32 protein-coding genes are annotated in these 18,419 nt (G+C 59.6%); 5 read left to right on the top strand and 27 right to left on the bottom strand.

Features of this window, described 5'->3' with window-relative positions; all coding sequences use genetic code 11:
• Position 1 precedes the first annotated feature (1 nt).
• The 8 genes from LL972_RS06405 to LL972_RS06370 form a co-directional block, all read right to left on the bottom strand.
• Positions 2–1,429, bottom strand: a complete 1,428-nt coding sequence (locus tag LL972_RS06405; RefSeq protein ID WP_429002122.1) for a virulence factor TspB C-terminal domain-related protein — start codon at positions 1,427–1,429, stop codon at positions 2–4.
• 136 nt (positions 1,430–1,565) lie between these two features.
• On the bottom strand, positions 1,566–1,805 hold the full coding sequence (locus tag LL972_RS06400; protein ID WP_228326871.1) for a hypothetical protein: 240 nt from the start codon (positions 1,803–1,805) through the stop codon (positions 1,566–1,568).
• A 237-nt stretch (positions 1,806–2,042) separates the two neighbouring features.
• Entirely contained in the window at positions 2,043–2,339 is a 297-nt protein-coding gene (locus LL972_RS06395; RefSeq protein WP_228326870.1) for a hypothetical protein, read from the bottom strand.
• A 180-nt stretch (positions 2,340–2,519) separates the two neighbouring features.
• Positions 2,520–3,158: a replication endonuclease gene (locus LL972_RS06390; protein ID WP_228326869.1), complete on the bottom strand. Its 639-nt coding sequence runs from the start codon at positions 3,156–3,158 to the stop codon at positions 2,520–2,522.
• Complete coding sequence (locus LL972_RS06385; protein ID WP_228326868.1) at positions 3,148–3,288, bottom strand: hypothetical protein; 141 nt, start codon at positions 3,286–3,288, stop codon at positions 3,148–3,150. Before LL972_RS06385 ends, LL972_RS06390 begins: the two co-directional genes overlap by 11 nt.
• On the bottom strand, positions 3,285–3,470 hold the full coding sequence (locus LL972_RS06380; protein WP_218552870.1) for a hypothetical protein: 186 nt from the start codon (positions 3,468–3,470) through the stop codon (positions 3,285–3,287). The genes LL972_RS06385 and LL972_RS06380 overlap by 4 nt, the downstream gene beginning before the upstream one ends.
• Positions 3,467–3,679, bottom strand: coding sequence for a hypothetical protein (locus LL972_RS06375; RefSeq protein WP_228326867.1), 213 nt, complete (start codon positions 3,677–3,679; stop codon positions 3,467–3,469). Before LL972_RS06375 ends, LL972_RS06380 begins: the two co-directional genes overlap by 4 nt.
• Positions 3,679–3,924 carry a hypothetical protein gene (locus tag LL972_RS06370; protein WP_228326866.1) on the bottom strand — a complete coding sequence of 82 codons (246 nt, stop codon included), beginning with the start codon at positions 3,922–3,924 and terminating at the stop codon, positions 3,679–3,681. Before LL972_RS06370 ends, LL972_RS06375 begins: the two co-directional genes overlap by 1 nt.
• Positions 3,925–4,064: 140 nt before the next feature.
• Between LL972_RS06370 and LL972_RS06365 the strand changes: the two genes are divergently transcribed.
• Both LL972_RS06365 and LL972_RS21785 read left to right on the top strand, forming a co-directional pair.
• Positions 4,065–4,532: a DUF3693 domain-containing protein gene (locus LL972_RS06365; protein ID WP_228326865.1), complete on the top strand. Its 468-nt coding sequence runs from the start codon at positions 4,065–4,067 to the stop codon at positions 4,530–4,532.
• A complete protein-coding gene (locus tag LL972_RS21785) occupies positions 4,529–4,867 on the top strand; it encodes a DUF3653 domain-containing protein (protein ID WP_228326864.1) in 339 nt (112 codons plus the stop codon). The genes LL972_RS06365 and LL972_RS21785 overlap by 4 nt, the downstream gene beginning before the upstream one ends.
• A gap of 463 nt (positions 4,868–5,330) precedes the next feature.
• Here the strand turns inward: LL972_RS21785 and LL972_RS06355 are convergent, their stop codons facing one another.
• From LL972_RS06355 to LL972_RS06315, 9 genes are all read right to left on the bottom strand, one after another.
• Positions 5,331–6,653, bottom strand: coding sequence for a zonular occludens toxin family protein (locus LL972_RS06355; RefSeq protein ID WP_228326863.1), 1,323 nt, complete (start codon positions 6,651–6,653; stop codon positions 5,331–5,333).
• A gap of 1 nt (position 6,654) precedes the next feature.
• Positions 6,655–6,975: a minor coat protein gene (locus LL972_RS06350; RefSeq protein ID WP_011269757.1), complete on the bottom strand. Its 321-nt coding sequence runs from the start codon at positions 6,973–6,975 to the stop codon at positions 6,655–6,657.
• A 10-nt stretch (positions 6,976–6,985) separates the two neighbouring features.
• The gene (locus tag LL972_RS06345) at positions 6,986–7,966 is read right to left on the bottom strand and encodes an attachment protein (protein WP_228326862.1); all 981 of its coding nucleotides are present in this window, start codon (positions 7,964–7,966) and stop codon (positions 6,986–6,988) included.
• Between the two features lie 129 nt (positions 7,967–8,095).
• A complete protein-coding gene (locus tag LL972_RS06340) occupies positions 8,096–8,224 on the bottom strand; it encodes a Phi-Lf prophage-derived major coat protein (RefSeq protein ID WP_005918131.1) in 129 nt (42 codons plus the stop codon).
• 27 nt (positions 8,225–8,251) lie between these two features.
• Positions 8,252–8,503, bottom strand: a complete 252-nt coding sequence (locus LL972_RS06335; RefSeq protein ID WP_228326861.1) for a hypothetical protein — start codon at positions 8,501–8,503, stop codon at positions 8,252–8,254.
• A 3-nt stretch (positions 8,504–8,506) separates the two neighbouring features.
• Positions 8,507–8,803 (bottom strand): single-stranded DNA-binding protein, encoded by a 297-nt coding sequence (locus LL972_RS06330; protein ID WP_228326860.1) that lies wholly within the window; start codon positions 8,801–8,803, stop codon positions 8,507–8,509.
• Positions 8,800–9,909, bottom strand: a complete 1,110-nt coding sequence (locus LL972_RS06325; RefSeq protein WP_228326859.1) for a replication initiation factor domain-containing protein — start codon at positions 9,907–9,909, stop codon at positions 8,800–8,802. Before LL972_RS06325 ends, LL972_RS06330 begins: the two co-directional genes overlap by 4 nt.
• Positions 9,902–10,084, bottom strand: a complete 183-nt coding sequence (locus LL972_RS06320) for a hypothetical protein (protein ID WP_228326858.1) — start codon at positions 10,082–10,084, stop codon at positions 9,902–9,904. Before LL972_RS06320 ends, LL972_RS06325 begins: the two co-directional genes overlap by 8 nt.
• Entirely contained in the window at positions 10,081–10,305 is a 225-nt protein-coding gene (locus LL972_RS06315) for a hypothetical protein (RefSeq protein ID WP_228326857.1), read from the bottom strand. Before LL972_RS06315 ends, LL972_RS06320 begins: the two co-directional genes overlap by 4 nt.
• 128 nt (positions 10,306–10,433) lie before the next feature.
• Between LL972_RS06315 and LL972_RS06310 the strand changes: the two genes are divergently transcribed.
• The gene (locus tag LL972_RS06310; protein ID WP_429002124.1) at positions 10,434–10,895 is read left to right on the top strand and encodes a DUF3693 domain-containing protein; all 462 of its coding nucleotides are present in this window, start codon (positions 10,434–10,436) and stop codon (positions 10,893–10,895) included.
• Positions 10,896–10,913: 18 nt separating this feature from the next.
• Positions 10,914–11,267 (top strand): hypothetical protein, encoded by a 354-nt coding sequence (locus LL972_RS06305; RefSeq protein WP_228326855.1) that lies wholly within the window; start codon positions 10,914–10,916, stop codon positions 11,265–11,267.
• 409 nt (positions 11,268–11,676) lie between these two features.
• Here LL972_RS06305 and LL972_RS06300 read toward each other — a convergent pair whose 3' ends face one another.
• From LL972_RS06300 to LL972_RS06255, 10 genes are all read right to left on the bottom strand, one after another.
• Positions 11,677–12,888: a zonular occludens toxin domain-containing protein gene (locus LL972_RS06300; protein ID WP_228326854.1), complete on the bottom strand. Its 1,212-nt coding sequence runs from the start codon at positions 12,886–12,888 to the stop codon at positions 11,677–11,679.
• Positions 12,888–13,184: a hypothetical protein gene (locus LL972_RS06295; protein ID WP_228326853.1), complete on the bottom strand. Its 297-nt coding sequence runs from the start codon at positions 13,182–13,184 to the stop codon at positions 12,888–12,890. Before LL972_RS06295 ends, LL972_RS06300 begins: the two co-directional genes overlap by 1 nt.
• Before the next feature lies 1 nt (position 13,185).
• Entirely contained in the window at positions 13,186–14,571 is a 1,386-nt protein-coding gene (locus LL972_RS06290) for a hypothetical protein (protein WP_228326852.1), read from the bottom strand.
• A 151-nt stretch (positions 14,572–14,722) separates the two neighbouring features.
• Entirely contained in the window at positions 14,723–14,965 is a 243-nt protein-coding gene (locus LL972_RS06285) for a hypothetical protein (protein ID WP_228326851.1), read from the bottom strand.
• A 4-nt stretch (positions 14,966–14,969) separates the two neighbouring features.
• The gene (locus LL972_RS06280; protein WP_228326850.1) at positions 14,970–15,164 is read right to left on the bottom strand and encodes a hypothetical protein; all 195 of its coding nucleotides are present in this window, start codon (positions 15,162–15,164) and stop codon (positions 14,970–14,972) included.
• Positions 15,165–15,275: 111 nt separating this feature from the next.
• A complete protein-coding gene (locus tag LL972_RS06275) occupies positions 15,276–15,575 on the bottom strand; it encodes a G5P family DNA-binding protein (protein WP_228326849.1) in 300 nt (99 codons plus the stop codon).
• A 103-nt stretch (positions 15,576–15,678) separates the two neighbouring features.
• The gene (locus tag LL972_RS06270; RefSeq protein ID WP_228326848.1) at positions 15,679–16,740 is read right to left on the bottom strand and encodes a replication initiation factor domain-containing protein; all 1,062 of its coding nucleotides are present in this window, start codon (positions 16,738–16,740) and stop codon (positions 15,679–15,681) included.
• On the bottom strand, positions 16,737–16,898 hold the full coding sequence (locus tag LL972_RS06265) for a hypothetical protein (protein WP_228326847.1): 162 nt from the start codon (positions 16,896–16,898) through the stop codon (positions 16,737–16,739). The genes LL972_RS06270 and LL972_RS06265 overlap by 4 nt, the downstream gene beginning before the upstream one ends.
• Complete coding sequence (locus LL972_RS06260) at positions 16,891–17,064, bottom strand: hypothetical protein (RefSeq protein WP_228326846.1); 174 nt, start codon at positions 17,062–17,064, stop codon at positions 16,891–16,893. Before LL972_RS06260 ends, LL972_RS06265 begins: the two co-directional genes overlap by 8 nt.
• Positions 17,061–17,231 (bottom strand): hypothetical protein, encoded by a 171-nt coding sequence (locus tag LL972_RS06255; protein WP_228326845.1) that lies wholly within the window; start codon positions 17,229–17,231, stop codon positions 17,061–17,063. Before LL972_RS06255 ends, LL972_RS06260 begins: the two co-directional genes overlap by 4 nt.
• 165 nt (positions 17,232–17,396) lie before the next feature.
• On the opposite strand from LL972_RS06255, the gene LL972_RS21690 reads away from it, so the two are divergent.
• Positions 17,397–17,948, top strand: coding sequence for a DUF3693 domain-containing protein (locus LL972_RS21690; protein WP_228326844.1), 552 nt, complete (start codon positions 17,397–17,399; stop codon positions 17,946–17,948).
• Positions 17,949–18,419: the final 471 nt, after the last annotated feature.

Here is an 18,419-nt window from a genome sequence, read left to right as displayed (position 1 = left end):
ATCAACCCATCCATCCCATGAGAATTTTTACAGCTAGGTAGGCGCCGAACATCAGCACCAGTGCACGAAGAATTGCGGCAGCACGACAGAAATAAGGGAAGTCACCACCACTGATGGTCTTGCCCATGATCGTGAAGCTCGGAGGCTCAGGACAGCTACCGCCGCCGAAAATATTCTCAGTATCGAGCTTGTCAGCAGAGAACCGAATGCCGAACCGCTTTGCACCATCTACATCGGTTTTGCCATCGCCTGGCTCAGTCACAGCGCCACTGCCCTCAAGCGCATCGGCGACACCATTGCCGTTCTTATCCGTTGAATTTCCGCTTGCGTTAGTGGCCTTAGCCAGCTTCTCGAGTACGCACGTAGAGCGCCACTGCTGCATCAACTGTGCGTACTCCATTGCATCGCATGCCTTGCCGGTGCATACAGGAACCGCATCACACGTGCCACCGCTGATGTTCTGTGATCGTCGCGTATTGCAATCAATGCGCCACTGAATTTTGACCTGTATGCATTGGATTGCGCTGCCGCTACAAGAGGGAGGCGTCTCACAGCTTTCGCCGCCTGATGCCTCATCCTTCTTGCCTTCACCACCCTCGCCTTCACCATCACCTTCCTCATCGCCCTCCCCGTCGCCATCGGCATCTTTCTTACACGTGCCATCTTTGCCAGGAGCCTCACCCTTGGCGCACTGGCCCTCACCTGGCAAGCATTTGCCAGCAGGCGACATGATCGTGCCTGGCGGACATTCCTCTTTCTCAGGCGCGCAATACAAGGCTCCCTGAGCCACCGCACCAGGCGTTGATGCTTGCACCGCGACCATGCCTTGGGGGCATTTGTTTTCCGGCTTACACACCCCGTCTTGCTTGACCTGGCCTTCAGGACAACTGGGGTCAATGGGCTGACAAACACCCATGTAGCCGTTCCAGAACGAACCGACTGGGCATTTCTTCTTGTAATCAGGATCGCAAACAGCACCCGTGGTGCTGCGCGTGCTGGTTTCATCGTCGCCGTTCTGACGATACTTGACCTCACACCCGTTCCAACACTGACTAGATCCATTCATTGGCTGAAACTGCGTTATCGCAGACGGCTTAGACGCACAGGACAAGACGTATCGGTGAGAAGTCTCGAATCCCGGCGCGGCACCACACAGCGTAAGCACCTCCTGATTACCATTCCACAATTGATACGCATAGCACTTGTACAAACCTTCTGTTTCAAGCGCACAGCTGCCCTGCGACTTACCACCTAACGCAGCAGTAGACCCCCGAGCATCAGACATGCAACCAGAATAGGCTGCGCCCTGGTCCTCGTAATCCTTAGCCTCGGCCCGTCCAACGCCACACCATGCTGCGATTAACGCAACGAGTAGATAGGCACATCGACGCACGATTGCGGATGCGAAAACGCGTGCGAGCCAGCGCATCACATGCCCTCGAACGCGAGCCACACTGCGCCCAGGATAGCCACCAGAATGAAATAGCCCATAACTCCCCCTTCCACCTACAAAAAAGGGGCGAACGTTGCCGCGCGCCCCTGACACGATTGACGGCGCAAACCTGTTAGCGAGCGCGCTTGACGTAGGCCCACAAGATGATTGCGCCGAGGATCACCGCACAGGCGCCGATGACCAACATCACATCGGTCTTGCCACCGGACAACTCCGAGGCAATCGCTGCACCAGGCGAACCACCACCACTCGCAAACGCAGCGCCGGAGGCGACCAGGCTCGACACACCGGCGGTGACCTTACCGGCAGTGGACGATGCGAAACGACGCGAAGCATTGACAACGTTCTTCATAACTCTCTCCATTTCAGTAAACCCCAAGACGCGCCGCGCGGAATACGAGACGCGCTTTCAACCCGATTGCCCACACCGATACGATGGCGAAAGCAACAATGGTCCCATCTGCCAAGTCCAGGGGCGGAAGAATTGGCTGGTGGTACGGCACCCACACCGGAACCGAGCACGTACCGTCCTGCTGCATGTTCTGAGCAGCACAGCCGATAACGAACAGCGGTTCCGGCGTAGACATGGTTAAGCGGCCTGGCGCTGCTGCGGCTTGCTAGCCTGGGGATCGACAAGCGTCATGCGGCGTGCGAGTTCAACACCGAAGCGACCGGGAACAAGATCCGTCACCAGATCCCACTCTTTGACGGTACCAACGGCATAGCCCTTATCGGGCGCATCACATTCAACTTCGATCTGGATGCGCATCTGTTCGGTTTCGAGCGTGGCGCGCTGGCTGTAAATGGTCTTCGGCATGCCCTTGGACGTGGTGACAGTGCGGGATTCAACGGCGCTATTGATGGTGATTTTCGGTGCGTTCGACATGGCTTCGTTCTCTTCGTTTGATTGATGGGCTTTCGTTGCGTTGCTGCAAATTTCGGGCGGTACTGTGGGGTCAAGCTATGTCCCCCCCTACCCCCCCGTGGGAGAGCGTGAGAGAAGCGCTTGTTGTCCCGTTGCGCGGGGCTCGCCACCTGCCGCCCGGTGATCCTCTGTGCTGCTGGTCTAGGCCGGGATCAGGCCGTCTTGCGCGGGTCGTGCGGTGTAGTCGATTGGCGGTGGTAACCACGCGCCAAAGTTCTTGCTGAAATCGACCTCACCGCCCTTTGTTACGTACTTCGACACGTAGCCGGTGATATCCGCCTGGCTGCGTGGTGCCTCGATCTGATTGCGTCCAAATTCGCGGTACCAGAATTCGTGCCACTGGTACCGGTTCATCAAACGGTTTAAATCGTCATCAGCGGCAGCTGCAACGGCGTGGAAGTGCAATCTGCCGTCGCGGTGGAACTCCTGGCCACGCGCCCACTGGATGCCTCTGTGGGGACGCTTCGCCCATGCCCTTCCGTAGATTTCACGGTTGATGTTGCTGACGAAGAAACGGAACGCTTTGTCTGCTGCTTCGGCATGCACGCCACCGTTTCGACCGGTCTTATTGAGCCGAAATGTGAGCGTCCAAAACTGTTGCCACGGGATGCGTTGGAGAAGCTCTGCATAGCCTTGCGCTTGGTAATCAACAGCCCGCAGCTGGTGCAGCACATCAAGGTCGCATCCGTCGCGTTGAGCGTCTGGAAGCTGCCCCCGCAGTGATAGCAGGGGCTGTTCGGGTAATGGGCTAGCCTGGTCGGCTGCGTCGTCATGGCGCATCGCCCTGCCCCGAGCCAACCCACCTGATGCGTTCCTCTATCAGTCGGTCTAGCTCGGCGCGTTCGTCGTCAGTCTTGGCTTGCTTCTTCTTCTCGATCAACTGCCAGAATTTCAGTTCGCTATCACTCATGCGCGGGCCTCGCGCATTGCTTTGCATTCGGCCAGGTGATCGGCGGCGACCTGCTTTATTTCGCGCCAAAACTTCAATGGCGGCGTGCGCCTGGTCGGGAAAAGCTCACGCTGTATTAGCTTGGATTCGACGAATTCAAGCGCAATGCGTGCGCCGCGTTCGGTGTCGGTAGGGCGGCTCACTTGCGCAGCTCCATGACTCGGCAAGCGTTGTCGTTGCCATCAATGCACTGCTGCTGGATGGCTTCGTCGCGCTCAATTTGGCGGGAAACGCTTTGCGCTACACCAGCCCCAACGGGATAGCCAGCCAATAAACCAATGCCAAACCCTAGAGCGCACGCCATGCAAGCAAGCGGGCCAATTTCGCGACAAAACTGGATGAAATCTTTCATCACGACCACTCCGCTTCACACATGGTCGCGTCGCTAAGACGCTCAGCGCGCTGTTCGGCGGCGACGATATAAGGGTCGAGATAGTCGGCGTGTTCCATCGCTGCAATGGCAACCATCGCCTCAGCTTCGATTTTGCGGATCAGCGCAGCATCACGGCGATCTAGGATCCAGCCGACAAAGCGCGCTGTGCCAATGCTGCACACGAAGGCAGCGGCACCTAAAAGTGCGAATCCGAGTGAGTCCACGTTTATCCCCTGCCCGGTGCCCGGTAGAACCCGCCCAACCGGCACCGGGCGGGGCCGGCGGGTGGGCGATGTCAAGACTCTGCTGACATCTAGGGTGGACTGTATGCTGGGTCATGACATGGTGTCAACAGGGTATTTACATGAGCCAGAGCTACGACCTGTTTTGCAGGTGGAAACACGTGCAAAAGATCCAAAGTGACAATGCAGGCGCGATAGCCCTGGGCGTGACCCGAGCAGCCGTTTCCAGCTGGAAAAAGGGGAAAAACGCGGAAATTCAGTTCATCGAACGAATGGCCGAAGACATAGGCGACAACCCTGAGACGTGGAGCGCGCTAGTGATGGCCGAACGGAGCAATTCGGAGGACGAGAGAGCCGCGTGGAAGCGGATTGCGCAGCGGCTAGCAGGGGTCACGTTGGGAGTGTTCATCGCGCTGGGCGCTGCCCTGCCCGGCAGAGCGGAAGCGTCGATCAACAGAGCTGAACATCACATTTCGACCGACAATAACGCGCACGCTCTATACATTATGCGAAGTGGATTGTTGACGCTCCTGTGCGCCCTGGCGGCCTATCAATGCTGGTCCCTGCACAGGAAGCGGACTGGACGATGACGCTAGACACCTACGATCGCGTAGACCTGACCGGCCCTTGGGCCGGTTTTGGTTTCCAGGGGCATCGATTCTTCACGCCCGAAGGCCGGGATATCGATCCGGTCGGAATGCGGTACTGGTCGCTGACCTGCAACATCGCGCGGGAATGGGCGCTGATGATGGCCGAGGAACGTGAGCGCGTGTGGCATGCCCGACCGGCCGAAGTGATCTACCTGCGGGACGTACTCCGGCGCAGGCGCGAAAAACGGTTCTCAGTGGTGGATGGCGCGGGGTCCGCCGATAGAGCACGAGTGGTCCGGCACACGCGTGGGCCTCGAGCTCCACGGCGCGGGTGAAGCGTTATCCGTAGGGGCGTTGCCCCTACACCCATGGTCACTTGCAAGCATCTTGCACTGCGTTGTCCCAATAGCTGGACAGTGCGAAGGAACGATGTACGCCGGCAGCTTCATAGGCTGCACGGCGGCCTTCCTTCGCAACTTCGCATGCGTACCGGTCCTTGGAAGAACTGGCCGCGACATAGGTGCCAGAAGCAGCGCGAGCCGGCACAGTGTTACGGGCGCGAAGCTGAGCAGCGGTAGCAGCCAATCTTTGCCTCAACGCTGGGTTGTCCGGGTCTGGCTGAGCATCCCATTGCTTTGCGGTCGCGCCTGGGCATGGCGCCGACTGGTAGACAACTTGCTTACCGCTGACGCACTTAAAAACCTGTTGAGCGCTAACCGGACTGGAAGCGACAGCAAGAACAACGACGACCGCACGAATATCCATATCCCCTCCCCTTAAAGGCGGGATTCTACAAGCTCACATGTCAAGCGTGGTGGCCGGCGTCGTGGTGTTGGTTGTGTAGGCCTTGTTGTCCGGGAACGTGCCCTGCGTGCGCGGCCCGTACTCAATCACACCACCTCGGACCCGGTCGCGGTCAGCGCCGCCGCCGTCACTCCCTGCGGTCGCAACGCCAGCAGCGCCGCCGCTCCCATCGGGGGCCATGTTGTAAAGCCGTGCGTCCTTCTCCCGAATAGGCGCGGTCCAGGGCCACGCGGTCGCCACCATGATGTGCTTGCCGGCTGAAAGCCGAACGCCATACGTGACCACGCTGACGCTGTAGCCCAGGGCGCGCAGCTGCGTCAGGTCAAGTTGCTCAATCACGTTGTTGCTGTCGTCGATCCACTGCACCCAGGCGCGATCCTGATCCCCTACCCGCGCACGCGCTGCCAGCCGAATACGGCCCTTGCCGGCCAGCTCGGCGACGTAGCGCTGTTCCTGGGTGAGGTCCGCGAGCGGATCAGGCGGCGGCGGCTGGATCGGAACACTCGGCGCGCCATTGGCAAGCCCTGCCCCCACATGCGCAGGCTTCGCCGTCTGACTGGCCGCTGCAACGGGCTTGCTGGGATCGGAGCGATCCTTGGTGAAGTAGTGCACGAAGAAGTAGATGCCGACACCACCGACAACGATGAAGATGGCAGCACGCACGGCCATGGCGGCCCAGACGTTTTTGCCGCCCTCTTCATAAACCTCAGTGTTTTCCGCGCCCGGCGCGTAGCCGTCATACAACGGAAAAATGGCAGGGTCGTACTTGAGCGTCTGTCCGCCCACCTTCTCGAATTTGCCCGGCGAGGTCGTGTGGAAATAGGTGACGCGATACCGGCCTTTCATGCCGATGGCGGTCATCTTCTGGAACGTGTTTTTCTTCTCAATACGGGCCTTGACCGCCGAATGAAGCCGGTTGATCCACTGCGTCATGATGACCGCATCACCGCCGTTCTGGCCGAGCAACGCCCAGAAATTTTCCACGGCCGGCGCAAGTGGCTTGCGCTCGTTGACGTAGAACTCGTGAACCTCATCAATCACGACCAGCGCATCTTTGAAGTCGTCCGGAATACACCACTTGCCCGACTCATCCTGCGTGCATGCGAACAGCTTCGCCACGTCCTTGGTATCGACCAGCACGAGCAGCTGTTGAACGTCGCTTTCCGCAATGCCCAGGTGCTTGGCGATGCGATCAAAGCGCAGACCATTGAGCCGTGCGAACACGCGCCGACCCTTCTTGAGCGCGGGGAGGATGTGATTCTTTACCGCGTCGTAACTCTTACCGGCGCGCGGCACACCTTCGTTGAAAACGAGCATGTCACCAGATCCCCACGGTCAAAATTCGACGCAACAGATAGAACACCATGGCCGCACCGATCATGACCAGCGCGGGGCCAATCTTGAACACATCGGCGAACCAGAGAATTGTGCTGCCGGCGTTGCCGAGCATGCCGCCGATGCTCTGCCCCTTCATAAAGTCGGGCATCGGCAACAGCGTCAGCACGTAGAGAATGGCCGACAGCGACTGTTCGAGCCACATCACAAAGAGGTCGCCAACGAAATCAACAACCGCTTGCCACACCATCTTGACGGCACGCCACAGCCATGCGGTCAAATCGTTGAACCAGCCTGCTTGCATATCGTCGTCCTCAGGTCACAGCGATGCGGAGCGCGGCATATGCAGCAATCGCCAGGATCACCCAGCCCGCCGCACGCAAAAACGCCAGGAAATCGCCGCCGCAGTGAAAATTGATCGTCATGGCGTTCCACCACTTCGACGCGCCCAACGAAAACACCGGGCACGATCCACCAGACGGAACGGTCATGAAATCGGTAATGCCGCCCACCATCGGCGTAGCGCGCACCTGTGTATTAAATTTGGTCAGCACAGACTCGACGGTCTTGCTGCTTTTCTTGTAGAGCTCAGACATGGGCGCACCCTCGCCGCCTTCACCATCGCCGGGCGTGGTGCCATCGCCATCGCCGGGCGTGTCGCCATCACCGTCACCATCGCCATCGCCATCACCGTCGCCACCACCATCACCGCCACCATCACCGCCACCGTCGCCGCCACCGTCGCCGCCACCATCACCGCCACCGTCGCCGCCACCATCACCACCACCGTCTCCGCCGCCATCGCCACCGCCGTCATCACCGCCGTCATCACCAGGGGTGGAAGGTGGCGCATCACCGGCCGAGCAGGTCGCGCCGCTGGGATACATGCCATTGCCCTTTTCCCCGCCGATGGTGAAGTTATAAAAACATCCATCGTCACAACTCGCCCCGCTTCCATCGGAGGAACTTGCGCCAATCATCGGCGGACGGTTAACACACATCCCGGAATAGCGGAAGCTACCGCAGCCGCCATTGCGGACACCGTAGTTTGCAGACGTGTCATCGTTGCGAAAGTCGTAAGCACACTCGAACGCATCCATACCCTGCGACTTCACGCAAAAGCCGCCTGACGGCTCGCGCCGCCGAATCTGCCACTCAGCCACAGCACGCGCACCAGCCTCACGACATTGTGCGAAGGCTTGCCCCTCATCAGCCGTGGCCTGGGCACGAACGGGAAGCGCGAGGACGCCTAACCACACCGCTGAAAAGATCGCGCACAGCCTCAACAGGTTCACGCATCCAATCCTTTGACGCCTGCCCATCCGCACAGCGCGCCCATGAATCCACAGAACAACAAAATAATCATCGCTCCACCCCTGAAAGAGAGAGGGCGACACCGAAGCGCCGCCCTGCCCTCACCACCATTAGCCGAAGAAGCTTGCGACCTTCTTGGCACCCCACTTGGTGAAGCCCACCAAGGCAATGATTGCGGCCGCTGCGATCATCGCGGTTGCAGCTTCGGCACCGCTCACGCCAGTCAGAATGTCACCCATGTTTTCTCTCCTCGTTGATTGATTGATTTACCGGTCGTTGAACATGCCCGCGACGCTGCCGGCGAGGCGTCCCAGGACGAACCACACGATCACAAGGCCGCAGCAGCCGGTGGACCACGCCACGGCGTCCTCCTTGCTGGGCATTGCGAACGCTTCTTGCACCAGCGCATACACGCTGTATTCGCTACCCGTGACCAGCACGTAGCCGCTGCACTCGCCAATCGCTTGGCCGGTGGGCACCAACGTGCCATCTGCTTGCAGGGCTACGCACATGGCCATGGGTTAGGCCCCTGCGCGTGCAGGCGCCTTGACAGCGCGCAACGCATGGAACTTGCTGAAATTGATCGCGCCCTTGTTGACCGTCACCATGGCTTCAACATCGAGATCGTATTCACCGGGCTGATAGGCGGCTTGGCCCTTCTCCAAGCGCACGTCAAGGGGATACGCAAAGCCGCCGGCTTCGAGCTTGGCTTTCTGCTTGCGCGTGGTGTATTCACGGTCCTTGCCCTCGTCGTCCTTAAACGTGCCGCCACGCTCATCGACTTCGGCGCTCAACACGGTGACTTTGATTCCGCTCATGGTGTTACCCCTTCTAAGGTTTGATTGACGCCCGCGATTTCGGGCCATTGATTGGCTACGTCTGCTGTTGCCCACGCCGGTAGCCGATGCGACGTGCAGGTGCTGATGACGGAATGCAACGCGTCAGGCGTCGGGCATTGCCGCAAAATGAAATTTAGGGTTGCGCCGTATTGGCGCTTGAGGTGCCGACGCGCACTTTTCCAAGTGGCATCAACGGCAGCTTTGGTGATATCGATCCGCGTGGCGACGCAGTGCAGGAACTTCAAAACCGGATACGCGCCGAGCAGATAGCCAGCAGGATCACGCAGCAGATCCAGGGGCAATTCCTTGCGGTTGGTAGCCCGGAACTGCGCCTCATAGCGCACCCATTCGGAAGCCTTGTCACCCTGCTCCCTGCCCTTCTCGTAAACGCGCAGCTGCTTCTCTGACTTCTTGCCGCCGACATAAAAGGTCTTGCCGTCACCGCTGTCATGATCGTCAACGGTCTGCGCTTTGGGGCGCTGGCCGCGATTGTCAAACTCGCCCGATGCGTACCAGCTTTGCGCCAGTTTCAGCGGGTATTTGCCCAACAGGTCATCTGCGGCAACGTCAATACGGGTCAATCTCCCAGCGCAGCTTTCGAGCTTCGCTCGAAGCTCCAGCCACCGCTTCGCATGGCCGCAGCGCGCTGCGCTCACCACTCCACACCCCGTACCGGTCAACTCGATACGCGCGGTGTAGGTGCCATCTGCACGGCGGCAGTTTTCCCCGCCTAACTCGATCAGTCCCACATGCTGACCATCACGATCAGTGATGCGCACGCGCCAGGTGTAGAAGCGCCCAGGGCCTGCCGTTTCATCGAGTTCCAGCCCCAGGCCGGCGAAGAACCAGCAGAACACCTGCAATGCAACCGCACGGGCATTCGCGGCGGTCACGTCCATCCATTCGCGGACCTCTTCGGGATCGTCGTTGACGAACACGCCGGCTTCGCCGAGAACGGCGCGAAGATCTACAGAGGCGGAAAACCAATCAATGCCGACCGTCAGGGTTCCATCGGCGTTCCTGAATTCACTGACTCCCCTGTTAGACGAGGGGAGTCCCGACACCGCGAGCGATCCATCAGCCATGAGCGTAGAACTCCACGGCAGCGGCTTCACACGCCAGAGCAGCACGGCGGGAGGCGTAATCGCTCTGCTCTACCAGCCGGCCAGAAACGCGCACGGTCAGGCGGAAACGCCGAGTGCGACGGCCACCGATCACGGTGTGATAGGTATCGATGTGCGAGACGACAGAGGCGCTCATGGAGTGAGCTCCATTTCGCAATCGGCGCTGGAAACAATTGCGCGGCGCTGACTAAGCGGAGCGCCGTACTCCAAGACGCTTTCGATGATGAAGACCTGTTCGCGGTGTGCGCGCAGCGCAGCGTCGGCGCGACGGTCAAGAATCCAGGCGACCAATCGGGCGAGGCCGACGATCACGGTCAGCGCGGAAGCGCCGAGCAATGCAAGTGTGTTGGTGTCCATGAAGCCCCTATCCCCTGCCCCTTGACGCGGACCCCGGAGGGGAGCCGGGGGTGCGCGGTGTATAGGAATGCCAATACACGGACGCATGTATAGTGATGGCTCGACACAACGTCAAGCGATTTCTATACATGCCGACGACAAACGCACTACTTGACAAAGTGAAAGAGAGTTGCTCTCTCCCGTCAGACAACGTTTTGAGCCACAAACTGGGCGTAACGCGAGCGGTGATCAGCGGCTGGCGTAACGACCGCTACCCGATTCCAGATGAGCGAATTGCGCAGCTATGCGCTATGGCGAAGCTGGATGGCGGCGAGTGGATGGCGCGAATTCACGCCGAGCGCGCAGCATCCCCTGCTGAAAAAGCTCTATGGCGATCAGTGTTGGACAGGCTAAGCGCGGCCGCCGCGGTGGTCGCGCTGCTGGTCCTGGCGGTGCACACAGGAGCGCATGACGCGCTGCTAGCGGCCCTTTCGCCGGTAGCCCTTACCCACCCTCTATACATTATGCGAAATGGCGTATCGGGCGATACGCGCACGACTGCGCTGGATCTGGCTGTGGATCAAGACTTGCCTGCCGAATCGTTCCCCTAGCGAAACGGAGATCGCCGCATGACTGACACCTACAATCTTGACCGTCGCCCGCCGTGCTGGCCTGTTGGCGAGCAATGCCCAAACAGCTGCGCGGCAGATCTGCATAGGCGCGTCGTTACGAACCATCTGGAACTCACCGGTCCCTGGGCTGGCTGGCGCCTGGCTGGGCGCGACCTGGTTGCACCGAGTGGCGAACGGATCCCAGAACGCCGGCTGCGCGGATTGCTCTGGCATGCCAATGCCAGCGACGTCCGGGATTCGGTCCGCAGGCGGAACGCAGCACGCAAAGCGGTTCAGCAGTCGATGGTCAAGGTCGTCGTGGTGGATCTTGGCGAATGGCGAGAACGTCACTTCGGACACATCGCGGGATAAGGCGTTATCCGTAGGGGCTATGCCCCTACACCCCGGGTCTACAATGCCCACTCACAAACCGGGGGCGGCATGGAACGCAGATATCGGGAAGCAGACTCATCAGACCTATGGTGGCAGATCGCTTTAGGCGGCTTCATCGCGCTACTAGCGCATAGCATCGTCATTGGGCTGTACACCAGATACGAGACCCGCCAAGCGATGGCACAGCTTGAGAGAGAATCGAAACTGGCAACGCAGCAAATGCAGCGCGCACTTAGAGAGAACGTGCAGACACCCAGGCAAGCGCCAGATTTGCGGGAATATGACCCCCAACGGCCATTAAGCGACGGCGAGCGTTGCTTACAAGGTCGCCGCTTCAAGCGCGTGTCAAATGGCTGGGTGCAGCTGCCGCACGATCCCTGCTGATCCTCTACAGATCAGCGGTAGTCGAAGGAACGCTAGTAGCAGTAGCGTAAGGCTTGGACTCGGGGAAGCTGCCGACTTCACGTGTGCCTCTAGCAATGACAGATCCACCGAGCTGCAACGGCTGATTCTGATGGGCCACCTGCTCGGTCTGTGCCTGCTGCTGTTGTTGCTGCTGCTGACGCACATCCTTATACGGGTTGTACGGCGCACCATTGCGCGCAAGCGTGCGGCACATGGGCTGCGACAGCTCGTAACGCGTGCCCTGCTCTGTCATGCACGTACAGGACGCCTCGCGAGGATCTGACGCCGCCGGCATGCTGGACATGCAGAACACCTGCGGATCGGCCACAACAGGCCGCTGGTCGAACACCTCGGCAGTCCAAGGCATCGTGTCGAAGCGCGGTAGGTGCTTGGCGGCGTAATCGGTCTTGCCGGCATATTTGACCTGGCCGTTGTTGTCGCCACCCAGCACGCCGGGCCCGGTCGCTGACGCGCCCGTGCCCGGCGTGCCGGCTTGCTCCTTCTCACTGCCTCCCATCAGATTCTTGCCGTTCCAGATCGCATAGCCCACCAAGCACGCAGCCACGATAGCAAGCATGATGCCGCGCTTAGCCTTGCTGGACAGCTTGTGCTTGACGGTATGCACCTCAGCGCTCTTGTAAAGGGCATAGCACTCGCGCGGGTAAGCCCAGCTTTCGTGATCCTCTGCGAGGAGCGCTTTTTCACTGCGCACGTTGTCCATGACACGCGAACGCCGGTACACCGTGGCGAGCTGCTTGCCGCCCTGCCTCACCATGTGTTCGTGGAGGCCGACCAGGGCGCGAATGTTGGCGTGGATCAGCAACGGCGACTGCGTCAGCAGGATCAGCCGAATACCGCCGTGCCTGATGGTCTCCATCGCCTGGATGTTGAGCGGCACGACCTGCTTACCGAACGTGTCCGAGTCAGTGCGCGGGTCTTTCTCAGTGATGCCGGCACGAAAAAACTTCTGCGCCTCATCGACCACAAGAACCGAGCCGGCCGGCAACTGCTCCCACTTCGTGGGGTCCGGGTAATCCGTGACGCCGTCGATCTGCAGCCCGTTGACGTTGCAAGCGAAGACCGGCACACCGCTGTCGATCGCAGACTTCATGTACCACACAGCGCGCAGCGTCTTGCCGTTGCCAGGCACGCCGGTAATGAGCGTGATGCTCGCGGTTTGTCCAATGGCGCTCATCAGTCCTTCTTCCCGAAAAATACGCGCTTGGCGCTGATCAACGTCAAGCCCGAAATCACCACGGAGCACATCTGCGTGACACCGATGACGCCGAACCAGCACTGGAATTCAGCAGGGATCGCATGAAAGGCATTGGTCGCTGCCTCGATCATTGGCTCCATGACGAACTTGTCGGTCATCAAAACGATGCCGAGGCGGCCGAAGAAACCGGCCACCATGATCACTGCCTTGGCCGCGAAAAAACGCGTGATCCAAGGCCCCAGAACCGCCAGAAGTTCTACGAGTACGACAGGCATGTCAGCCCCCCATCTTGAATGCGACCCACAGGTAGGCAGCAGCCACCAGGAGCCAGTGAATAATCGAGCAAATGCGCCAGAACTGCGGCGGTGGCGTCACAAGCCGACCGCCGATGGTGAAGCTCAAATCGCAGGTGCCGCCACCGCTACCGAAAAGGGTTTCGGTGATCTTGCCCTTGCCGTAATCGGCGTCCTTGGCCCAAATGCCATTGGGATCTACCCCGGCATGACCGTCGTCGGTGCTCATGCCGCGCAACGCGTTGACCTCGGCCTGTTTCATGGCAGTCATGTGGTCTTTGATCCCAGAATCGCCACCACCCTCGCCCGTCTTCTGACGTTCGAGCGCGCAGGCTGTACGCCACTGAAAAAGCATGGAGCTGTACTCCATGGCATCGCACTTGTCGCCTGTGCAAATGGGCGTAACGTTGCACGTGCCACCACTGACGTTGCGGTTCTTCCGGGTGTTGCAATCGATACGCCACTGGATACGCGCTTGACCACACATGATCGCGTCACCGCTACAGCTGGGAGGTGTCTTGCAATCATCACCTCCAGAAAACTGGCTCTTGTCACCCTCGCCCGGCTCATCGGGATCACCGTCGCCGTTGCCATCCTTCTTGCAGGTTCCATCAGGCCCCCTAACCTCTCCTTTGGCGCACTGACCGTCACCTGGCAGGCATCCACCTGAAGGCGCTTTTATCTGGCCGGCAGGGCACTCGTTGGCTGAGGGGCCGCAAGTGCCGTCAGCTTGCAGGGTCATGCCATCGGGGCATTTATTATCGATGCAATGACCGTTCGGACCTTTGATCTTGCCCTTAGGGCAGTTGTCGGGCGGGTTAGGCTCACACATGCCCAAATTGGCGTTGTAGTGCATGCCAGGAACAAACGAACAAGAGTTGTCCTCGGGGCTGCACGCCTCACCTAATTGATTGGTGCCGTTCCACGTGCCATCGCCATTAGGCGTCCACAGCTTCAGACAGCCGGAATCGCACTGCAATGACCCGCTGACCGGCGTACCACTCTGAGAGCCTGGAAACGCGCCGTTGTAATCAGGCTTTTCTTTGCAGCTAAGTGCATAGCGATGGTTCGTATCGGCGGGAGGCGAAGCACCGCAAAGTGTTAGCGCGTTGCCGCCGTTGAATTTCTGATACGCATAGCACTTATACAAACCTGGGGTCTCGAGTGCGCAATTGGGAGCGCCCTCACCACCGAGGCGACCGGTTGCAGCAGCAGAATCAGCCATGCAGCCCTGATAGGCAGCGCCTTGATTGGCATAGTCCTTGGCATAAGCGCGACTCATGCCGCACCAGCTCAGGGCGACGGCGACAAGTGCGTAGGCAAGACGACGTGCGACCGCCGAGGCGAAGACGCGAGCGAGCCAGTGCATCAGTCCCACCCGTTCGCACAGATGTGCGATGCCATGAGAAACCACAGGAGGATGAGCGCTCCGCTCAGATCCCCAAAACTGCTTCCAATTTCCATCTGATCCCCCAATCAAAAACCCCCGGAAGCCCGGGGGTTGTGGAACGTGTTGTCGATCAACGCGGCTTCAGCACGCCGGTGGCCTTGAGGGTCCACAGAACAACGACCATTGCGAAGATGGCGATCAATGCCTCTTCCTTGTACTCGTTGACCAGCGTGGAAACGGTGGTACCGACATTGCTGCTGCCGGCAGCCTGTGCGAAGGCGAACGGTGCTGCGGCGACGGCGGCAACACCGGTACCGACCTTGGCAGCGGTGGACTTGATGACCTGGCGGAACTTGGTGCGATCGAACTTCATGGTGCTAATCCTTCTGAGGTTTGAGAATCCGCTTTGCAGCGGCAAGGGTGAACAGGCTGACGAAGAACGCTGCGCCTATCTCCACGGCCTGCTCGTTCGTGGGTAGGTATTGGGTAAAGCCCTGCTCGACAAACGCGTACTGCGCGCACGTGCCGTCCTGTGCAGGGACCGAATCGAGACACGTCAGCACGCGCGCCACGAGTCAGCGCCTGGTGAACAGTTGGAGAACTGTGGTGACGCCACAGCCGCACACGAACCCGGTGAACAGCAGCCAGTACGGGTGCGTTGTGTAAATCAGCATCGCCACGGCTTAGGCGGCTGCGCGTGCGGGAGACGGCTGACGCGGCTTGAGCTTGGCGAACTTGCCCAAAGCGATGTTGCCCTTGTTCACCTGCAACATGCCGGCGACGTCAAGCTCATATTCGCCAGGTGCAAAGGCCTTCTGACCGTCTTCGAGGCGTGCCTCGTAGGGATAAACGAAGCCATCGACCTCAAGGCGACATTTCTGCTTGCGCGTGGTGTAGCTACGCTCTTTGCCCTTCTCATCTTCGAACGTGCCGCCACGCTCATCGACTTCGCTATTCAACACGGTGACCTTGATTCCGCTCATGGTGTGACCCTTTTTAGGCTTGGTTGATCCCGACAATCCGGGTAATTTCTTGACCACATTTGCTGTTACCCACGTCGGTGGCCATAACGACGTGCAGCGAATTTCAGTCGGCGCAATCAGGGAACAGCTCATCCAACTGGTTGGAGATCCGTATCTCTAGATCGAGCTGTTGCAGGTTCTTGAAACGACCAGGCACGCCGTCATGGGTGAGATAGCGATCGAGGACCGACACGGCGTATTCGTGGCTACGGGTGTTGAGCGCATTCCAGAGCACACGCAGAGCGCTACCGGCCTGGGTGTCGATGAAATCGATCATGGCCTTGACGGACGGATTGACCATGCGCTCTTTCAATTCCAGCCTGGTCAACTCACCAATGACCAGGTCAGCGAGAACGGTGTAGGCGCTGGCAAAGTACTTGCCAGGATCGACCAGCGCGCCTAGCGGCAAATCGATGCGCTTGGCGTAGAGGCGCAGCTCACAGCGCGTCCAATCGCTCTCGGGATCACCGAGCTGCTTGCCCTTTTCGTAGATGCACAGCTCTTTGTGGCCCTTCTGGCCGACATAGAAGCTGCACCCCTTGTCGTTGCCCTCGTCGCTGATGTGCTTCGCATGCGGAGGCCGGCCGTTCATGGTGAACGCACCATCGTGGTAGGCATCGCGGAACTGCTGCACATCGAACCACTTGCCGGTGTGGTCATCGATAGCGATATCGACGCGTGTCAGGTGTGCGCCCAGATCCTGTGCGATCCGCTCGGCATAAGGCCAGCTCGGAACCTGGCTGCAGCCCTGCCCTGTCAGGCTGATACAGACCTCGCCCGTATCTGCGACACCTATGCGGCCGCACACACTGGAAGTCTCATCGATCAGCATGGCGCTGCGCTGGTAGTTGAAGTTCCACAGCCGCTCCTGCAGGGGGCCGGCGACGATGCTGCCCGAGGTGCCGAAGACGTAGGCAACCATCTGCTGGGCGTTCATGCGCTTGAAGAAATTGACCGCCTTGTCGGTGTCAAACACCAGGGTGCAGAAGTCGATGATCGGCTTCGATAGCCCTTCGAGGGTCTGAGACTTTTGGCCCGTGTTACTGCTCGGGCCAACCGGGTGCGCCGGCCGATTGCACAGCTGCGCCGGTGAAAAGGGTACGCAGGGAGCGACCAGCAGCGTCACAGCGCCACCGCCGGGGTGTTGCCGATCAGCTGGATACGCTGCTCGATCATCGCCTCGTAGGTTTCGACCAGGTCGACATTGCCGCACTCGCGCGACCAGCTGACCAGGTCAAACAATGTGTGCAGCTTCATGCCGGGGATTTCGACCAGGTCAGTCATGGCCGACGCCGCCCCAATAAGCAAAAACACCGGCAGGCGTGACAAAAAGAAACACGCCGCAGACCCATGTCCACGGCTCAGGAAGGTAGTAAGCGCCGATGATGAAAAGGGAGATGAAGGCAGCTAGCGCCCAGACAAAGCCGATGCACTTTGCGAACTCTTTCATGCGCGCACCTGCCGCTTTGCGTTGGCGACCAAGGCGGCAGCGCGGTACTCGGAGTCCAGGGCGGAAAACACACGCCGGCGTGCATACCGTACGTAGCCGATCAGACCGCGCCAGAGCGCGAACACGATGAGAACCAGCCAGATGGCCAAGGTAATGTGATGCGTCACGAAATGTCCCCTGTCGCAGATCCCCTACCCTTGACCCGTGCCCCTGGGGGGTACCAGGGGGCGGGATCGGCTACGCCTGTAGCCGATAGGCGCGACAGTACACGGCTACACCCGTAGCCGTCAACGCCTGTAGTCTTCGCCCGTAGTCAACGGGTGGAGACGGTCGTGGATTGGGTGGAGTTCTTCGAGAAAACGCGTTTAGCGGCTGGAGTGGAGAGCTTCGCGAAGCTGGCTCCAAAGCTGGGAATTTCGGACGGGGCGATATCGCATTACCGTACCGGCAAGCGTGTGCCGCAGGTCTGGGTGGTAGCGGAATGCTTGAAGCTGCAAGGGCACCCGCAGCCTGAAAAGGCGGCAATCCAGATCATGAAATCAGAGGCGCAAACGTCGCCCGAGCGGTCCTTCTGGAAACGCTTGGCCGCGACTGCCATGACCCTAGCGCTAGGGGTGTCGCTTGCCCTGCCCGTACGCGCTGAGGCGGCCGCAAATGCATTTAAGGCAACCCCCAACTATACATTATGCGAAATCAGCTCTTGGGGCTGCACGGGCGCGGCTCCGCTGGATCTGGCTTTGGATCAAATCTTGCTGATTGCCGCGGAGGAAATGCCCCCGTTCCCGCAGACATACACCCCATTCGCCGCGGAAACGCGTGGACAACGCACTCTCGCATGCTCCTACGCAGCACTCCCAATGCTTTTCCTACGCACTCATAAGTGATCGTCATCTGCAGCCGCACCATCGAGTGCCAAATTTTCCTGGTCCCGCATTCTCGAGTGCCCACTTTTACTGTTAACGCGGAGAGTTCGTCCGCATGGCCTGCGTGCCTCCATAGGTGGAAAGCGCACTCTTGGATGCTCTTACGCAGCACTCCTGGCGCTTTTCCCACTCACTCAATGGTGATCTTCATCAGCGAGCTTCACGGCGGCTTCGATCGCTGCGTGTGCGCGCGCCATCACTTGGCCGTGCGAACCTGCCGCTTCTCTCTTCTCACGGTTCTACTTGCGATGGTTAGCTAAGGTGTGCGCTCACTCGTTTCATAGCATCAACACCCCATGCGGGACACGGCACGCGACCGGTAGAGACATGCCATGCCACTCGCAATGCCTCTGCATCGGTAATCCCCCCACTTCTAGCGGTCGCCAGAAGTGGAGCTAAGTGGCCATCGCCAACTTCATGGCAGGCGTGATG

The organism is Xanthomonas campestris pv. asclepiadis (assembly GCF_020784175.1).
Classification (GTDB): domain Bacteria; phylum Pseudomonadota; class Gammaproteobacteria; order Xanthomonadales; family Xanthomonadaceae; genus Xanthomonas; species Xanthomonas campestris_D.
The sequence above is the reverse complement of the archived record's forward strand: the minus strand, read 5'-3'. Positions and strand labels throughout refer to the sequence as shown.

What these genes read in the sequence shown, in the direction of transcription:
- LL972_RS06405 (WP_429002122.1), bottom strand. Translation starts at nt 1,429, where the DNA reads ATGCGCTGGCTCGCACGCGTTTTCGCATCCGCAATCGTGCGTCGATGT.
- LL972_RS06400 (WP_228326871.1), bottom strand. Translation starts at nt 1,805, where the DNA reads ATGAAGAACGTTGTCAATGCTTCGCGTCGTTTCGCATCGTCCACTGCC.
- LL972_RS06395 (WP_228326870.1), bottom strand. Translation starts at nt 2,339, where the DNA reads ATGTCGAACGCACCGAAAATCACCATCAATAGCGCCGTTGAATCCCGC.
- LL972_RS06390 (WP_228326869.1), bottom strand. Translation starts at nt 3,158, where the DNA reads ATGCGCCATGACGACGCAGCCGACCAGGCTAGCCCATTACCCGAACAG.
- LL972_RS06385 (WP_228326868.1), bottom strand. Translation starts at nt 3,288, where the DNA reads ATGAGTGATAGCGAACTGAAATTCTGGCAGTTGATCGAGAAGAAGAAG.
- LL972_RS06375 (WP_228326867.1), bottom strand. Translation starts at nt 3,679, where the DNA reads ATGAAAGATTTCATCCAGTTTTGTCGCGAAATTGGCCCGCTTGCTTGC.
- LL972_RS06365 (WP_228326865.1), top strand. Translation starts at nt 4,065, where the DNA reads ATGAGCCAGAGCTACGACCTGTTTTGCAGGTGGAAACACGTGCAAAAG.
- LL972_RS21785 (WP_228326864.1), top strand. Translation starts at nt 4,529, where the DNA reads ATGACGCTAGACACCTACGATCGCGTAGACCTGACCGGCCCTTGGGCC.
- LL972_RS06355 (WP_228326863.1), bottom strand. Translation starts at nt 6,653, where the DNA reads ATGCTCGTTTTCAACGAAGGTGTGCCGCGCGCCGGTAAGAGTTACGAC.
- LL972_RS06350 (WP_011269757.1), bottom strand. Translation starts at nt 6,975, where the DNA reads ATGCAAGCAGGCTGGTTCAACGATTTGACCGCATGGCTGTGGCGTGCC.
- LL972_RS06340 (WP_005918131.1), bottom strand. Translation starts at nt 8,224, where the DNA reads ATGGGTGACATTCTGACTGGCGTGAGCGGTGCCGAAGCTGCAACCGCG.
- LL972_RS06335 (WP_228326861.1), bottom strand. Translation starts at nt 8,503, where the DNA reads ATGGCCATGTGCGTAGCCCTGCAAGCAGATGGCACGTTGGTGCCCACC.
- LL972_RS06330 (WP_228326860.1), bottom strand. Translation starts at nt 8,803, where the DNA reads ATGAGCGGAATCAAAGTCACCGTGTTGAGCGCCGAAGTCGATGAGCGT.
- LL972_RS06325 (WP_228326859.1), bottom strand. Translation starts at nt 9,909, where the DNA reads ATGGCTGATGGATCGCTCGCGGTGTCGGGACTCCCCTCGTCTAACAGG.
- LL972_RS06320 (WP_228326858.1), bottom strand. Translation starts at nt 10,084, where the DNA reads ATGAGCGCCTCTGTCGTCTCGCACATCGATACCTATCACACCGTGATC.
- LL972_RS06315 (WP_228326857.1), bottom strand. Translation starts at nt 10,305, where the DNA reads ATGGACACCAACACACTTGCATTGCTCGGCGCTTCCGCGCTGACCGTG.
- LL972_RS06310 (WP_429002124.1), top strand. Translation starts at nt 10,434, where the DNA reads ATGCCGACGACAAACGCACTACTTGACAAAGTGAAAGAGAGTTGCTCT.
- LL972_RS06305 (WP_228326855.1), top strand. Translation starts at nt 10,914, where the DNA reads ATGACTGACACCTACAATCTTGACCGTCGCCCGCCGTGCTGGCCTGTT.
- LL972_RS06300 (WP_228326854.1), bottom strand. Translation starts at nt 12,888, where the DNA reads ATGAGCGCCATTGGACAAACCGCGAGCATCACGCTCATTACCGGCGTG.
- LL972_RS06295 (WP_228326853.1), bottom strand. Translation starts at nt 13,184, where the DNA reads ATGCCTGTCGTACTCGTAGAACTTCTGGCGGTTCTGGGGCCTTGGATC.
- LL972_RS06290 (WP_228326852.1), bottom strand. Translation starts at nt 14,571, where the DNA reads ATGCACTGGCTCGCTCGCGTCTTCGCCTCGGCGGTCGCACGTCGTCTT.
- LL972_RS06285 (WP_228326851.1), bottom strand. Translation starts at nt 14,965, where the DNA reads ATGAAGTTCGATCGCACCAAGTTCCGCCAGGTCATCAAGTCCACCGCT.
- LL972_RS06275 (WP_228326849.1), bottom strand. Translation starts at nt 15,575, where the DNA reads ATGAGCGGAATCAAGGTCACCGTGTTGAATAGCGAAGTCGATGAGCGT.
- LL972_RS06265 (WP_228326847.1), bottom strand. Translation starts at nt 16,898, where the DNA reads ATGACTGACCTGGTCGAAATCCCCGGCATGAAGCTGCACACATTGTTT.
- LL972_RS06260 (WP_228326846.1), bottom strand. Translation starts at nt 17,064, where the DNA reads ATGAAAGAGTTCGCAAAGTGCATCGGCTTTGTCTGGGCGCTAGCTGCC.